The following is a 14,533-nucleotide window of genomic DNA, read 5'->3' on the forward strand; positions in this document are numbered from 1 at the left end:
TAAAAACTCCCGGACGAGGTTTGCTTACAGGGGGTCTCCTAAAACTGATTAGGGTTGACGGCAATGAAAACACGAAAAATTGGACTCGCAAACTATCTTGCATACGGGGCAGGGGATTTCCTCGGCGCTGGAACGACCGCGCTGACGGCGGCCTGGCTTTTGTATTTTTATACGACCTTCTGTGGACTCACACCGATTGAAGCGACCTTTATTTTTGCTGCTGCAAGGGTACTGGACGCAGTGGTCAGCCCGCTGATGGGCTTTTTAACCGATAACTTTGGCACCACCTGGCTGGGCAAACGTTTTGGCCGTCGCAAGTTCTTTATTCTGCTCGGCATTCCCTGCGTCTTCAGCTACTCCCTGATGTGGGTTGGGGAGATGAATTTCTGGTACTACCTGCTGACCTATCTGGTCTTCGATATTGTCTACACCATGATTCTGGTGCCGTATGAAACGCTGGTCCCGGAGATGACCGATGACTTTAAACAGAAAACGAAATTCTCCGGTGCGCGTATTTCGATGGCGCAGATGTCCGCTATCCTGGCTTCGTTCCTGCCGGGGATCCTGCTGACCCACTTTGGTAAAGACAACGCGATTTCATTCTTCTACGCAAGCCTGGTCTTCTCGGTGCTGTGCGCGCTGATGCTGACCTTTGTCTGGTTCTTCACCTGGGAGCGCCCGCGCGAGGAGTGGTCCGAAGCTGCCCTGCGCGCGGAAGAAGAGAAGAAAAAACTGACCCTGGGCCAGAGCCTGAATCGCCTGTTTGTGGAGTTAAGCTCGACGCTGCGCATCAAGATTTTCCGTCAGCACCTGGGCATGTACCTTGGCGGCTACATTGCGCAGGACGTCTTCAACGCCGTCTTTACCTATTACGTGGTGTTTGTGCTGATGCAGGAGGCGTCAATGGCGTCGAACCTGCTGGGCACGATGGCCATCTTCCAGTTCCTTGCCGTGATTGGGATGATCCCGCTGTGCATTCGCTTTGGGCCTGCGCCGTCTTACCGCATGGTGGTGGTGCTGTTTGGCCTGGCCTCTCTCTCCTACGCCGTGCTGTATTATGCCGGGCTGAGCGACGTTTACGCTTTGCTGCTGCTTATCTCCGCGGTTGCCGGTCTTGGTCGCGGCGGTATCAACTATGTGCCGTGGAACACCTATACCTACATTGCTGACGTGGACGAGGTGATCACCGGCCAGCGTCGTGAGGGCATCTTCGCCGGTATCATGACACTGACCCGAAAAGCGTCTCAGGCCGGTGCGGTAATGCTGGTGGGCATCGTGATGCAGATGTCCGGCTTTGTCAGCGGTCAGAAAACCCAGCCTGCTGAAGTCAGCCACACCATTCTGCTGATTTTGAGCGTGGGAACCCTTCTGGTGCTGTTATGTGGCTTCCTGGTCTCCCTGCGCTTCAGGCTCAATCTACAAACCCACAGCACGCTGCGCGAAGAGACCGCGAAAATGCGCGAATCGGGCCGCGCCATGCCTGAAGCGGCCACCCCGCACGCCCGCGCCACCGTGGAAATGCTGGCCGGTATGCCGTTCGAATCCTTGTGGGGGAATAACAACATTGGTTATCTCAATCGCAATAAACCAGCGGCTCCTTCGCTGAAGGAACGTGCGGTACTGAATTCGACATACAACAGAGGTTAAGATGATGAAAGTTTGGCCTGTCAAACATAGCCCCTTGCTGCGTCAGCCAGAGCGTTTTATCGCCAGGGACGAGCTGAAATCGCTGATTCAGAAGGTGACGCATAACCTGGTCAATATCCACGACAAAACGGGTGAATTTTTGCTGCGGCTGGACGACGGGCGCGTCATAGATACCAAAGGCTGGGCAGGGTGGGAGTGGACGCACGGCGTCGGGTTGTACGGTATCTGGCAGTACTACTGCCAGACCGGCGACGACGGAATGCGCGACATTATCGACAGCTGGTTTGCGGACCGTTTTGCACAAGGGGCAACCACCAAAAACGTGAATACCATGTCGCCGTTCCTGACGCTGGCGTACCGCTATGAAGAGACCCGAAATCCGGCCTGGCTGCCGTGGCTGGAGAGCTGGGCGGAGTGGGCGATGCATGAGATGCCGCGTACCGAACACGGCGGCATGCAGCACATTACCCTGGCGGAAGAGAACGCGCAGCAGATGTGGGATGACACGCTGATGATGACGGTCCTGCCGCTGGCCAAAATTGGCAAGCTGCTGAACAAACCGGAATACGTTGAGGAGGCCGTGTACCAGTTCCTGCTGCATGTGCAGAACCTGATGGACCGGGAGACCGGGCTGTGGTTCCACGGCTGGAACTATGACGGCAACCATAACTTTGCCCATGCCCGCTGGGCGCGTGGCAACAGCTGGCTCACCATTGTGATCCCGGACTTCCTCGAACTGGTTGATCTGCCGGAAAACAACGCCGTGCGCCGTTATCTGACGCAGGTGCTCAATGCGCAGATTGCCGCGCTGGCGACATGTCAGCACGACAGTGGCCTGTGGCATACGCTGCTCGACGACCCAGACTCATACCTGGAGGCGTCGGCCACGGCAGGCTTTGCCTACGGTATTCTTAAGGCCGTGCGTAAACGCTATGTGGCGGCGGAATACGCTGAGGTCGCGGAGAAAGCCATCAGAGGGATTGTGAAAAACATCTCGCCGGAAGGGGAGCTGCTGCAAACGTCGTTCGGAACCGGGATGGGGAGCGATCTGGAGTTTTACCGCCAGATCCCGCTGACGTCGATGCCGTACGGTCAGGCAATGGCAATCCTCTGTTTGACGGAGTATTTGCGGAAGTACTTCTGATCATAAAAAAACCCGGCGATGATAGCCGGGTTTTTTGTATTACATACGTTCTACGGTTTCGATACCCAAGGTATCCAGACCCAGCTTCAGGGTCTTCGCCGTCAGCTGCGCCAGCTTCAGGCGGCTGTTGCGGACCGATTCATTTTCCGCAGACAGAATAGGGCAGTGCTCGTAGAAGCCGGAGAACAGACCGGCCAGATCGTACAGGTAAGCACACATCACATGCGGCGTACCGTCGCGTGCAACCACGGACAGCGTCTCTTCAAACTGCAGCAGACGGGCCGCCAGCTGGGCTTCACGATCTTCGGTAATGGTGACGGTCGCATTCGCCAGCACGCTTTCATCGATATTCGCTTTACGGAACACCGAGAGCACGCGGGTGTAGGCATACTGCATGTACGGCGCGGTGTTACCTTCAAACGCCAGCATGTTGTCCCAGTCGAAGATATAGTCGGTGGTACGGTTCTTGGAGAGATCCGCGTATTTCACCGCACCGATACCCACGGCGTTCGCCAGTTTTTCCAGCTCCTCGGCCGGCATATCCGGGTTCTTCTCTGCCACCAGGCGACGGGCGCGTTCCAGCGCTTCGTCCAGCAGGTCGGACAGCTTCACCGTACCGCCCGCACGGGTTTTGAACGGCTTGCCGTCTTTACCCAGCATCATGCCGAACATGTGGTGTTCCAGCGGTACGCAATCGGGAACATAACCGGCTTTACGCACGATAGTCCACGCCTGCATCAGGTGCTGGTGCTGACGGGAGTCGATGTAGTACAGCACGCGGTCAGCATGCAGCGTTTCGTAACGGTACTTCGCACAGGCGATATCGGTGGTGGTGTAGAGGTAGCCGCCATCCTTTTTCTGGATGATCACGCCCATCGGTTCGCCTTCCTTGTTTTTGTACTCATCAAGGAATACGACCGTTGCGCCTTCGCTCTCAACCGCCAGATGTTTGGCCTTCAGGTCGGCCACAATGCCCGGCAGCATTGGGTTATAGAGGCTTTCACCCATCACGTCGTCGCGGGTCAGGGTGACGTTCAGACGGTTATAGGTGAGCTGGTTCTGGGACATGGTGATGTCCACCAGCTTGCGCCACATCTCCAGGAAATACGGGTCGCCGCCCTGCAGTTTCACCACATAGCTACGCGCGCGCTCGGCGAAGGCTTCATCTTCGTCGTAGTGTTTTTTGGCTTCACGGTAGAACCCTTCCAGGTCCGCCAGCGCCATTTCACCCGCGTTTTCCTGCTGCTGTTTTTCCAGGTAAGCAATCAGCATACCGAACTGGGTACCCCAGTCGCCCACGTGGTTCGCGCGGATCACCTTGTGACCGAGGAACTCAAGGGTGCGTACTGCCGCGTCACCGATGATGGTGGAGCGCAGGTGGCCAACGTGCATCTCTTTCGCGACGTTTGGCGCGGAGTAGTCAATCACCACGGTCTGTGGCTCTGGCTGGGTTACGCCCAGACGGTCAGATTTCAGCGCTGCGTCAACGTGGCTTGCTAGGAAGGCCGGCTCAAGGAAAATGTTGATAAAGCCCGGGCCAGCGATTTCGGTTTTGCTGGCAATGCCGGTGAGATCCAGATGAGTCAGCACCTGCTCAGCCAGTTGTCGCGGCGGCATGCCCAGTTTTTTAGCCACTGCCATCACGCCATTAGCCTGATAGTCGCCAAACTGTACTTTCGCTGACTGACGAACCTGCGGTTCGCAATCCGCAGGCGCACCTGCGGCAATCAGTGCCTGACTGACTTTTTCTGAGAGAAGAGCCTGAATATTCACCTGGATACCTTACGTTTTTGATGCGGGCTGACTGCCACCCGCGCCAGTTAAAGAATGAGGGCGGGAGTATACTGCAAATGCCTTCTGGCGTCAGCACTGCGGGGGGCGAAGATTGCGCAGAATCCAGGCTAAGAAAGCATGCATAATCATGCAGTGATAAAAAGCGTCATTCCGCGGTTGGTCAAAAGGGGGCAACAGAGTAAATTAGCGGCTTTGCGACACGATAAGAGACTGACTTATGGCGAACTGGCAATCCATTGACGAACTGCATGATATTTCCGCAGATTTACCGCGCTTCACCCAGGCGTTCACAGAACTTGCCACCCGTCTTGGTCTGGACATCGCACCGCTTGAGGCCGATCACATCTCCTTGCGCTGTCATCAGAACGCCACCGCCGAGCGCTGGCGTCGCGGGTTTGAACAGTGCGGGGAACTGCTCTCTGAGAACATCATCAACGGCCGTCCTATCTGTCTGTTTAAACTTCATGAGCCGGTCTGCGTAGCGCACTGGCAATTTAGCGTTGTTGAACTGCCGTGGCCGGGAGAAAAACGTTACCCGCATGAAGGCTGGGAGCACATCGAAATCGTGCTGCCAGGCGAGCCCGACACGCTGAATGCGCGCGCGCTGGCGCTGCTGTCTGATGAGGGGTTGAGCAAGCCGGGTATCTTTGTGAAAACGAGTTCACCAAAAGGCGAGCGCGAGCGTTTACCGAACCCGACGCTGGCCGTGACTGACGGACAGGTGACGGTGAAGTTCCATCCCTGGACGATAGAACAGATTGTTGCCAGCGAAGAGTAAGCGTTGTGACGACACGCGAAGACCGACCGGGAGCGGCGTGTCATGATGGTGCATTACGCGAAATTTAAGGAGGAGTGGATGGCGCGGCTGGAGATTTGCTGTTACAGCGTGGAGTGTGCCGTGACGGCGCAACAGCGGGGGGCTGACCGCATTGAACTGTGCGCGGCACCGAAAGAAGGGGGGTTAACGCCCTCGTACGGTGTGTTGAAGTCTGCCCGTCAGGCTGTCACCGTTCCGGTACACCCTATCATTCGTCCTCGGGGCGGTGATTTTTGTTACACGGCAGGCGAGTTCAATGCCATGCTTGACGATATCGCCCTTGTTCGCGATCTGGGTTTTCCGGGGCTGGTGACGGGACTGCTCGATGAAGAAGGTAACGTCGATGTACCGCGGATGCGCCAGGTAATGGCGGCCGCGAAGGGGATGGCGGTAACATTTCATCGCGCGTTCGATATGTGTAAAAACCCATTGCAAGCCTTTGATACCCTTGCGGAACTTGGCGTGGCGCGTGTGCTGACATCGGGCCAGCAGTCGTCGGCTGAAAAAGGACTGCAATTAATTACGGAACTAAAAGCACATTCCGGTGTTCCAATAATAATGGCGGGTGCGGGAGTCCGTGCCAGCAATCTGGAACTGTTTTTAAACGCCGGGGTGGAAGAGCTGCACAGCTCTGCCGGGAAATGGATACCGTCGCCCATGCGTTATCGCAATACAGGGTTGTCTATGTCGACGGATGCTGAAGCGGATGAGTACTCACGCTACGGTGTAGATGGAGAGTCGGTTGCGGAAATGAAATCGCTGATTGAACGTCATCACGTGTAGCAACGTACCGATTTTTACCGCGCATCATGTCGCCCAATATGATGCTTGCTTGTACCAGGCCCCTGCCAATTACACAGGGGCCTTTTTTTCTCCTTCATATTTCAAGCCGCAGCTGCGTTGGCTGCCTCGCTCCCCCCAGTCACTTACTGATGTAAGCTCCTGGGGATTCGCTGCGTTGCCGCCTTGCTGCAACTTGAAATATTTTGGAGAAAACCTGCGATGACCAGGCCGGGTAAGGCGCAGCCGCCACCCGGCTAAAAGGCTACGGCTTCGTGGCAATCAACACCGCACGCATTGGCGCCGGATAGCCTTCAACGGTTTTGCTGTGGTCGGTTGGGTCAAGGAACTGCTCCAGCGATTCGGTCACCATCCACTCCGTGCGGCGTTGCTCCTCAATGGAGGTCACGCAGACGTCGGCGATGCGCACATCCACAAACCCGCACTTCTCCAGCCAGTTTTTCAGCGCCAGCGCGGAAGGAATGAAGTAGACGTTGCGCATTTGCGCGTAACGATCGCCGGGAACCAGAACGGTATTTTCATCGCCTTCGACCACCAGCGTTTCCAGCACCAGTTCGCCGCCGCTGACCAGCTGATCTTTCAGCTGCCATAAATGCTCCAGCGGGGAACGGCGGTGGTACAGCACGCCCATGGACAAGACAGTATCAAACGCTTTCAGCGCGGGCAGTTGCTCAATGCCCAGCGGCAGCAAATGCGCGCGCTGGTCGTTACCCAGTAGCTTACGCACGGCTTCGAACTGGCACAGGAACAACTGCATCGGGTCGATGCCAACGGCTAAATGCGCGCCCGCGCCAATCATGCGCCACATGTGGTAACCGCTACCGCAGCCGACGTCCAGAATGGTACGCCCGGTCAGGTCGGAGAGGTGCGGCAGCACGCGATCCCATTTCCAGTCGGAGCGCCATTCAGTATTGATATTCACCCCGTAGAGCGAAAACGGTCCTTTGCGCCACGGCATCAGGTTACGCATCAGCGTTTCGATGCGATTAATCTGCCCGGCGGGCAGCGGCTCTGCGCTTTCTGCCGTGACGCTGTGCAGCAGATCCAGACGGTGAGGCGTCAGCTCCGGCAGAAACTCCACCGCATTTGACCACTGCTTCAACAGCCCATGCTGCTGATCGCGCTGCCAGGTGGCAATCTGCGCAGGCAGCGTCTCCAGCCAGTGGGAGAGATGGTTTTTTGCAATCAACTGATAGAAGTTACCGAACTCAATCATGCCGCGTCCTCAGCTTTCAGCGCCACCAGGGAGCCAAAGTTAAAGCACTGGAACCACAGTTCGCTGTGCTCAAAGCCTGCCTGGCGCAGACGCGCTTTATGGGTTTCCACGGAGTCCGTCAGCATCACGTTTTCCAGCATGCTGCGTTTCTGGCTAATCTCCAGCTCGCTGTAGCCGTTTGCACGTTTGAAATCGTGGTGCATGTTGAACAGCAGTTCGCCGACGGTCGCGTCTTCAAAGCTGAATTTCTCAGACAGCACCAGCGCGCCACCGGGGTTAAGGCCCTGATAAATTTTGTCCAGCAGCCGCTGGCGGTCATCGGGCACCAGGAACTGCAGGGTAAAATTCAGCACGACCATCGAGGCGTTGTGGATTTCGATGTCACGAATGTCGCCTTCAACGACCTCGACCGGAGTTGCCGCTTTCCAGGCATCAATATGACGGCGGCAGCGTTCAACCATCGCCGGGGAGTTATCGACGGCAATGATCTTACAGCCTTCGTGATGAACGTTACGACGTACCGACAACGTTGCCGCGCCGAGCGAGCAGCCCAGGTCATACACCTGCGTGCCGGGTTGAACGAAGCGCTCAGCCAGCATGCCGATCATGGAGATAATATTGGAATAACCGGGAACAGAGCGCTGGATCATATCCGGGAAGACTTCGGCTACCCGTTCATCGAAGGTCCAGTCGCCCAGGCTGGCGATAGGCGCGGAAAAAAGCGTGTCGCGATCTGACATAACGTAAAAATCCGGGAAAAATAAAGTGGCGTATTGTGCGCTAACGGAAGGAGAAAACCAACTCCCACGGCATATACCAAAGGTTAGCCAGCACCATCAGCAAAAGCGAACACCATGTCGCGCTCATGCCGGAACGACGCCAGCGGAATAAGCGGTGGTGAAAGCCGTAATAATGCATTAACCGACCCGCAATCAGCAGCAGGCCACAAATGTGTACCATCCAGGTTTCGGCGCCATTCATCTCCATAAACAGCAGCAAAATGAGTGCCACCGGAATGTACTCAACCGCGTTGCCGTGGATACGGATAGCGCTTTGCAGTTCGGAAAACCCCCCGTCGCCGTATGAGACGCGGTACTGCATTCTGAGTCGCACAACATCAAATGAAAATTTAATCAGCAGTAATGCACCTAGCACCGCATACAACGCGCTGACCATACAAACTCCCTGTGTTTTGGCAGATGGCGTCTCTATGATATGGCGTGATCTCAGAAAAGAGAAGATTGTTGTGGGATGGAGGGCGCGCTGCCGAGCGACGGAACCGCGGTTTGCAGGGCCTGCCAGAGCGTATCGACCAGTTCGGGGGCCTGGGCGATATCCGGCGTATGTAAAAAAAGATACGGCGTGGTGGTCTGTTCCCATTTCGCTAACGTGTGCAGCCAGACGGCGAACATCTCCTGATTTTGCTGCATATTGTCGCTGCCGATAAACCGGACCATCGGATTGTGCGCGGTTACGATAGCGTGGACCGGGACTTTGGGCTTCTTGCGCTGGGCATCAATAATGGCTTCGTTATGCGCAATTGCGCTGTGAACAGGACGACTGTCAAGGATGACGCGGTTGACTGAGCGCTCATGCAATCCCCGGTTGAGTGCTTTCTCTACCTCGCCTTTGGCAAAAAATTCAGGATGTCTCACTTCAACGCCGTAGGTAAAGTCCCGGGGCAGGCCATCAAGAAATGGCCAGAGCGCGGGCAGATCGCGCGGACCAAAGGTGGCGGGAAGCTGCAGCCAGTACTGGCCGATACGGTTTGCCAGTGGCGACATTCGGCCAAAAAACTCTTCGGTTAAATCACCGCAGTTACGCAGGGCGGCGTTATGGGAGATGGTTGCCGGAAATTTAAAGCAGAAGCGGAAATCATCCGTGGTTTGATCCCGCCAGCGCTCGACAATCTCTGCCCGGGGAAGGGCATACAGCGTGGTGTTACCCTCCACGCAGTTAAAGTGCCGGGCGTACTCTTCAAGGCTGGTTATGCCAAGGCGCACCCATTTCGGGTGCGACCACTGGGGCAGGCCCACATACATCATAACGCGCTTAAAATCTCATCCGTGCTGCGCACGCGACCGATGCGCGGGAAAATATGGGTCATGCTGCCCTGGTGTTGTTCCGCAGAAGCCGCGCTACATGCGTCTTCGGCAATCACCAGGTTAAAGCCCAACTCCCAGGCGTTACGGGCGGTGGATTCCACGCCAATGTTGGTGGAGATCCCGCACAGGATAATGGTGTCGATACCGCGGCGGCGCAGCTGTAGCTCCAGGTCGGTGCCATAGAAGGCGCCCCACTGGCGTTTGGTCACTTCGATATCGCTGTCGCGTTTGCCGAGCGAGACCGGATATGTCCACCAGTTGTCCGGCAGGGCGTGCGCGGGCGCCTGAGCGTCAACCGGCTGTTTTAACGCTTCGGCAAAATCGGCCGACCAGCCAACGCGCACCATGACAACCGGTGCGCCGCTGGCGCGGCATTTTTCCGCCAGACGGGCGGCACGGCTGACAACATCATCAGCGGTGTGCGGGCCACCGGCAAAGGGAAGGATCCCTTCCTGTAGATCAATCACCACCAGGGCGGTTTTGCGGGCATCAAGTGTCAGCATGGTAACTCCAGTTAAATGAATCGCTTCCGTTACACCTTACGACGTTATGGCCTGTTATCGGTCGGATAATTTTGTTAATTTTTGTGAGAATGCGCAATAAGAGTGCAGCAAACGTGCGTCTGGCCGTGCTTCGCTCTTATCGTCCGGCGGAATTTCCAGTATAATAGCCGCCTTTTTTCATCCAGTTGTGACATACAGAAAGCTGCGACATAGTAGCCTGCATACCAGGCGACATTTAGCCTGCGGCTAATTAAGGGATATCTCATGCGTACAGAATATTGCGGGCAGCTGCGTCAGTCCCACGTCGGACAGCAGGTGACCCTGTGTGGTTGGGTCAACCGTCGTCGTGATCTTGGTAGCCTTATCTTCATCGATATGCGCGACCGCGAAGGTATCGTTCAGGTGTTCTTCGATCCGGATCGCGCGGACGCGTTGAAGCTGGCTTCTGAGCTGCGTAATGAGTTCTGCATTCAGGTCACCGGCACCGTACGTGCGCGTGACGAGAAAAACGTCAACGCAGATATGGCGACCGGTGCCATTGAAGTGCTGGCCTCCGATCTGACGATCATCAACCGTGCTGAAGCGCTGCCGCTGGACTCCAACCACGTCAACACTGAAGAAGCGCGTCTGAAATACCGCTACCTGGATCTGCGTCGCCCGGAGATGGCACAGCGCCTGAAAACCCGTGCGAAAATCACCAGCCTGGTGCGTCGCTTTATGGATGACCACGGTTTCCTCGATATCGAAACCCCGATGCTGACCAAAGCCACGCCGGAAGGCGCGCGCGATTACCTGGTGCCATCCCGCGTTCATAAAGGCAAATTCTACGCGCTGCCGCAGTCTCCACAGCTGTTTAAACAGCTGCTGATGATGTCCGGCTTCGATCGCTACTATCAGATCGTAAAATGCTTCCGTGACGAAGACCTGCGCGCTGACCGTCAGCCAGAATTTACCCAGATCGATGTGGAAACCTCCTTCATGACCGCTGAGCAGGTGCGTGAAGTGATGGAAGCGCTGGTGCGCAGCCTGTGGAATGACGTGAAGGGCGTGGAGCTGGGCGACTTCCCCATTATGACCTTCGCCGAAGCCGAGCGTCGTTACGGCTCCGACAAACCAGACCTGCGTAACCCTATGGAGTTGGTGGACGTTGCTGACCTGGTGAAATCCGTTGAGTTTGCGGTGTTTGCCGGCCCGGCTAACGATCCGAAAGGCCGCGTAGCAGCCCTGCGTGTTCCGGGCGGTGCAGCGCTTAGCCGTAAGCAGATTGACGACTACGGCAACTTCATCAAGATCTACGGCGCGAAAGGTCTGGCCTATATTAAAGTAACCGAGCGTGCGAAAGGTCTGGAAGGTATCACCAGCCCGGTGGCGAAGTTCCTGAACGCGGAGATTGTAGAAGCGATCCTTGAGCGCACCGGCGCACAGGATGGCGACATGATCTTCTTCGGCGCTGACAACAAGAAAATTGTTGCCGATGCAATGGGCGCGCTGCGTCTGAAATTGGGCAAAGATCTGAACCTCACTGACGAGAGCAAATGGGCGCCGTTGTGGGTTATCGACTTCCCGATGTTTGAAGACGACGGTGAAGGCGGCCTGACTGCCATGCACCACCCGTTCACCTCGCCAAAAGACATGACGGCGGCAGAGCTGAAAGCGGCACCGGAAGAGGCAGTCGCGAACGCCTACGATATGGTTATCAACGGCTATGAAGTGGGTGGCGGCTCCGTGCGTATTCACAGCGGTGAGATGCAGCAGACGGTGTTCGGCATTCTGGGCATCAACGAACAGGAACAGCGCGAGAAGTTCGGCTTCCTGCTGGATGCGCTGAAGTACGGTACGCCGCCTCACGCAGGCCTGGCATTCGGTCTCGACCGTCTGACTATGCTGCTGACCGGCACCGACAACATCCGTGACGTTATCGCCTTCCCGAAAACCACCGCAGCGGCGTGTCTGATGACCGAAGCGCCAAGCTTCGCTAACCCGGCCGCACTGGCTGAGCTGGGTATCGACGTGGTGAAAAAGGAAGAGAAAAACTGATATGGCATATAAGCGTCCCGTTTCTGTCTTAGTTGTAATTTACGCTCAGGACACGAAGCGGGTGCTGATGTTGCAGCGGCGCGATGACCCTGAATTCTGGCAGTCGGTTACCGGCAGTCTGGAAGAGGGCGAAACCGCGCCGCAGGCCGCCGCGCGTGAAGTAAAGGAAGAGGTCACCATTGACGTTGCTTGCGAGCAACTGACCCTGAAGGACTGTCAGCGCACGGTGGAGTTCGAAATTTTTAGCCATTTACGTCATCGCTATGCACCGGGTATCGAGCGCAACACGGAATCGTGGTTCTGTCTCGCGCTCCCTCACGAACGGGAGATCGTGTTCACTGAACATCTGACCTACCGCTGGGTGGATGCGGCGGATGCCGCCGCACTGACCAAATCGTGGAGCAACCGGCAGGCGATTGAAGAATTTGTAATTAACGCAGCCTGAAAAGGCGCGATTTTTGGAGAACTTTTTATGGCAGGTCATAGTAAGTGGGCCAACACCAAACACCGCAAAGCGGCACAGGATGCCAAGCGCGGTAAGATCTTTACCAAAATCATTCGCGAGCTGGTGACAGCGGCGCGTCTGGGCGGCGGCGATCCTGCGTCTAACCCACGTCTGCGTGCGGCAGTAGATAAAGCGCTGTCCAACAACATGACGCGTGACACCCTGAACCGTGCTATCGCTCGTGGCGTGGGCGGTGATGAAGACACGAACATGGAAACCATCATTTATGAAGGTTACGGTCCTGGCGGCACCGCGGTAATGGTTGAATGTCTGTCCGACAACCGTAACCGTACCGTTGCAGAAGTGCGCCATGCGTTCACCAAAACCGGGGGTAACCTGGGGACTGACGGTTCTGTAGCGTACCTGTTCAGCAAAAAAGGCGTCATCTCCTTCGAGAAAGGCGACGAAGATGTCATCATGGAAGCGGCGCTGGAAGCGGGTGCGGAAGACGTAGTGACCTTCGACGATGGCGCTATCGATGTCTACACCGCGTGGGAAGAGATGGGCGCAGTACGTGATGCGCTGGAAGCGGCGGGCCTGAAAGCCGACAACGCTGAAGTCTCCATGATCCCGTCCACCAAAGCGGATATGGATGCTGAAACGGCACCAAAACTGCTGCGTCTGATCGACATGCTTGAAGACTGTGACGACGTGCAGGAAGTGTATCACAACGGTGAGATCTCTGATGAGGTTGCAGCGACTCTCTGATGAGAGCGTTTAAACCGTTTACGGGAGACGCGTGATGTCGATTATCCTTGGGATTGACCCCGGCTCACGCGTCACCGGTTACGGCGTTATCCGTCAGGTTGGACGCCAGTTAACCTACCTTGGCAGTGGCTGTATTCGCACCAAAGTTGAAGATCTGCCGTCGCGACTGAAGCTCATTTATGCGGGCGTGACGGAGATTATCACCCAGTTTCAGCCTGACTATTTCGCCATCGAGCAGGTCTTCATGGCGAAAAACGCCGATTCGGCGTTAAAGCTCGGTCAGGCGCGGGGCGTGGCAATTGTTGCTGCCGTGAACCAGGATCTTCCGGTATTTGAATACGCGGCAAGACAGGTCAAGCAGACGGTGGTGGGGATTGGTAGCGCGGAGAAAAGCCAGGTGCAGCACATGGTGCGTACCCTGTTGAAGCTCCCCGCGAACCCGCAGGCCGATGCCGCCGATGCGCTGGCAATTGCGATCACCCACTGTCATGTCAGCCAGAACGCGATGCAAATGAGCGAGTCGCGGCTCAATCTGGCGCGAGGCAGGTTACGATAATGAGAAATCAGGCTGGATGTTTATCCAGCCTTTTTTTATTATGTCGCAAATCAATAATTTTCCAGAACGCAGGAGCGTCACGTGATAGGCAGACTCAGAGGCATCATCATTGAAAAACACCCCCCGTTAGTGCTGCTGGAAGTGGGCGGCGTGGGCTATGAAGTCCATATGCCAATGACCTGCTTCTACGAGCTGCCGGACGCGGGCAAAGAGGCGATTGTCTTTACCCAGTTTGTGGTGCGTGAAGATGCTCAACTGCTCTATGGCTTCAACAACAAACAGGAACGCACCCTGTTCCGCGAGCTGATTAAAACCAACGGCGTCGGGCCGAAGCTGGCGCTGGCCATTCTCTCCGGTATGTCCGCCCAGCAGTTCGTGAATGCCGTTGAGCGCGAAGATCCTGCCGCGCTGATTAAGCTTCCGGGCATTGGTAAGAAAACGGCAGAGCGCCTGATTGTTGAGATGAAAGACCGCTTTAAAGGTCTGCATGGCGATCTCTTTACCCCTGCTGCCGATCTGGTGCTGACTTCGCCGGGTGCGCCTGTGTCGGATGATGATGCCGAGCAGGAAGCGGTTGCCGCGCTGGTGGCGCTGGGCTATAAACCTCAGGAGGCCAGCCGAATGGTGAGCAAAATTGCCAAACCGGATGCCAGCAGTGAAACTCTGATTCGTGAAGCGCTGCGCGCTGCATTGTGAGGTA

Annotated in this window: 15 protein-coding genes; 9 read left to right on the forward strand and 6 right to left on the reverse strand. The window is 56.2% G+C overall.

Annotation, left to right across the window (positions count from 1 at the left end):
* Nucleotides 1–63 precede the first annotated feature (63 nt).
* Both ACMWKA_RS09830 and ACMWKA_RS09835 read left to right on the forward strand, forming a co-directional pair.
* Nucleotides 64–1,647: an MFS transporter gene (locus tag ACMWKA_RS09830; protein ID WP_038419927.1), complete on the forward strand. Its 1,584-nt coding sequence runs from the start codon at nucleotides 64–66 to the stop codon at nucleotides 1,645–1,647.
* Between the two features lie 4 nt (nucleotides 1,648–1,651).
* Nucleotides 1,652–2,791 (forward strand): glycoside hydrolase family 88/105 protein, encoded by a 1,140-nt coding sequence (locus tag ACMWKA_RS09835; RefSeq protein ID WP_414760208.1) that lies wholly within the window; start codon nucleotides 1,652–1,654, stop codon nucleotides 2,789–2,791.
* A 39-nt stretch (nucleotides 2,792–2,830) separates the two neighbouring features.
* On the opposite strand, the gene argS is transcribed toward ACMWKA_RS09835, so the two are convergent.
* Nucleotides 2,831–4,564, reverse strand: coding sequence for an arginine--tRNA ligase (gene argS, locus ACMWKA_RS09840; protein ID WP_029882318.1), 1,734 nt, complete (start codon nucleotides 4,562–4,564; stop codon nucleotides 2,831–2,833).
* A gap of 238 nt (nucleotides 4,565–4,802) precedes the next feature.
* Between argS and ACMWKA_RS09845 the strand changes: the two genes are divergently transcribed.
* Nucleotides 4,803–5,363: a VOC family protein gene (locus ACMWKA_RS09845; protein ID WP_013096073.1), complete on the forward strand. Its 561-nt coding sequence runs from the start codon at nucleotides 4,803–4,805 to the stop codon at nucleotides 5,361–5,363.
* Between the two features lie 78 nt (nucleotides 5,364–5,441).
* Complete coding sequence (cutC, locus tag ACMWKA_RS09850) at nucleotides 5,442–6,185, forward strand: copper homeostasis protein CutC (RefSeq protein WP_097535234.1); 744 nt, start codon at nucleotides 5,442–5,444, stop codon at nucleotides 6,183–6,185.
* 262 nt (nucleotides 6,186–6,447) lie between these two features.
* On the opposite strand, the gene cmoB is transcribed toward cutC, so the two are convergent.
* Genes cmoB through ACMWKA_RS09875 form a run of 5 tightly spaced genes read right to left on the reverse strand, consistent with a single transcriptional unit; the run spans nucleotide 6,448 to nucleotide 10,027 of the window.
* Complete coding sequence (gene cmoB, locus ACMWKA_RS09855; RefSeq protein WP_414760163.1) at nucleotides 6,448–7,419, reverse strand: tRNA 5-methoxyuridine(34)/uridine 5-oxyacetic acid(34) synthase CmoB; 972 nt, start codon at nucleotides 7,417–7,419, stop codon at nucleotides 6,448–6,450.
* Nucleotides 7,416–8,159: a carboxy-S-adenosyl-L-methionine synthase CmoA gene (cmoA, locus tag ACMWKA_RS09860; protein WP_013096076.1), complete on the reverse strand. Its 744-nt coding sequence runs from the start codon at nucleotides 8,157–8,159 to the stop codon at nucleotides 7,416–7,418. The genes cmoB and cmoA overlap by 4 nt, the downstream gene beginning before the upstream one ends.
* Nucleotides 8,160–8,199: 40 nt before the next feature.
* Nucleotides 8,200–8,595: an MAPEG family protein gene (locus ACMWKA_RS09865; protein ID WP_013096077.1), complete on the reverse strand. Its 396-nt coding sequence runs from the start codon at nucleotides 8,593–8,595 to the stop codon at nucleotides 8,200–8,202.
* A gap of 50 nt (nucleotides 8,596–8,645) precedes the next feature.
* Complete coding sequence (locus ACMWKA_RS09870; RefSeq protein ID WP_013096078.1) at nucleotides 8,646–9,464, reverse strand: DUF72 domain-containing protein; 819 nt, start codon at nucleotides 9,462–9,464, stop codon at nucleotides 8,646–8,648.
* Entirely contained in the window at nucleotides 9,461–10,027 is a 567-nt protein-coding gene (locus tag ACMWKA_RS09875; protein ID WP_013096079.1) for a hydrolase, read from the reverse strand. Before ACMWKA_RS09875 ends, ACMWKA_RS09870 begins: the two co-directional genes overlap by 4 nt.
* 264 nt (nucleotides 10,028–10,291) lie before the next feature.
* On the opposite strand from ACMWKA_RS09875, the gene aspS reads away from it, so the two are divergent.
* The 5 genes from aspS (at nucleotide 10,292) to ruvA (ending at nucleotide 14,529) form a co-directional block, all read left to right on the forward strand.
* Nucleotides 10,292–12,064 carry an aspartate--tRNA ligase gene (aspS, locus tag ACMWKA_RS09880; protein ID WP_013096080.1) on the forward strand — a complete coding sequence of 591 codons (1,773 nt, stop codon included), beginning with the start codon at nucleotides 10,292–10,294 and terminating at the stop codon, nucleotides 12,062–12,064.
* Between the two features lies 1 nt (nucleotide 12,065).
* Entirely contained in the window at nucleotides 12,066–12,509 is a 444-nt protein-coding gene (gene nudB, locus ACMWKA_RS09885) for a dihydroneopterin triphosphate diphosphatase (RefSeq protein WP_023620451.1), read from the forward strand.
* 27 nt (nucleotides 12,510–12,536) lie between these two features.
* Nucleotides 12,537–13,277 carry a YebC/PmpR family DNA-binding transcriptional regulator gene (locus tag ACMWKA_RS09890; protein ID WP_013096082.1) on the forward strand — a complete coding sequence of 247 codons (741 nt, stop codon included), beginning with the start codon at nucleotides 12,537–12,539 and terminating at the stop codon, nucleotides 13,275–13,277.
* 34 nt (nucleotides 13,278–13,311) lie between these two features.
* Nucleotides 13,312–13,833 carry a crossover junction endodeoxyribonuclease RuvC gene (gene ruvC, locus ACMWKA_RS09895; RefSeq protein ID WP_013096083.1) on the forward strand — a complete coding sequence of 174 codons (522 nt, stop codon included), beginning with the start codon at nucleotides 13,312–13,314 and terminating at the stop codon, nucleotides 13,831–13,833.
* Between the two features lie 81 nt (nucleotides 13,834–13,914).
* The gene (gene ruvA, locus ACMWKA_RS09900) at nucleotides 13,915–14,529 is read left to right on the forward strand and encodes a Holliday junction branch migration protein RuvA (RefSeq protein ID WP_057071817.1); all 615 of its coding nucleotides are present in this window, start codon (nucleotides 13,915–13,917) and stop codon (nucleotides 14,527–14,529) included.
* Nucleotides 14,530–14,533: the final 4 nt, after the last annotated feature.

Source organism: Enterobacter sp. 03-F-07-AD-ECC, from assembly GCF_047530935.1.
In the GTDB taxonomy this organism is placed as follows: Bacteria; Pseudomonadota; Gammaproteobacteria; order Enterobacterales; family Enterobacteriaceae; genus Enterobacter; species Enterobacter cloacae.

Coding starts and splice junctions, on each gene's coding strand:
- ACMWKA_RS09830 (WP_038419927.1), top strand. CDS start 64: ATGAAAACACGAAAAATTGGACTCGCAAACTATCTTGCATACGGGGCA.
- ACMWKA_RS09835 (WP_414760208.1), top strand. CDS start 1,652: ATGAAAGTTTGGCCTGTCAAACATAGCCCCTTGCTGCGTCAGCCAGAG.
- ACMWKA_RS09845 (WP_013096073.1), top strand. CDS start 4,803: ATGGCGAACTGGCAATCCATTGACGAACTGCATGATATTTCCGCAGAT.
- cutC (WP_097535234.1), top strand. CDS start 5,442: ATGGCGCGGCTGGAGATTTGCTGTTACAGCGTGGAGTGTGCCGTGACG.
- cmoB (WP_414760163.1), bottom strand. CDS start 7,419: ATGATTGAGTTCGGTAACTTCTATCAGTTGATTGCAAAAAACCATCTC.
- cmoA (WP_013096076.1), bottom strand. CDS start 8,159: ATGTCAGATCGCGACACGCTTTTTTCCGCGCCTATCGCCAGCCTGGGC.
- ACMWKA_RS09865 (WP_013096077.1), bottom strand. CDS start 8,595: ATGGTCAGCGCGTTGTATGCGGTGCTAGGTGCATTACTGCTGATTAAA.
- ACMWKA_RS09870 (WP_013096078.1), bottom strand. CDS start 9,464: ATGATGTATGTGGGCCTGCCCCAGTGGTCGCACCCGAAATGGGTGCGC.
- ACMWKA_RS09875 (WP_013096079.1), bottom strand. CDS start 10,027: ATGCTGACACTTGATGCCCGCAAAACCGCCCTGGTGGTGATTGATCTA.
- aspS (WP_013096080.1), top strand. CDS start 10,292: ATGCGTACAGAATATTGCGGGCAGCTGCGTCAGTCCCACGTCGGACAG.
- nudB (WP_023620451.1), top strand. CDS start 12,066: ATGGCATATAAGCGTCCCGTTTCTGTCTTAGTTGTAATTTACGCTCAG.
- ACMWKA_RS09890 (WP_013096082.1), top strand. CDS start 12,537: ATGGCAGGTCATAGTAAGTGGGCCAACACCAAACACCGCAAAGCGGCA.
- ruvC (WP_013096083.1), top strand. CDS start 13,312: ATGTCGATTATCCTTGGGATTGACCCCGGCTCACGCGTCACCGGTTAC.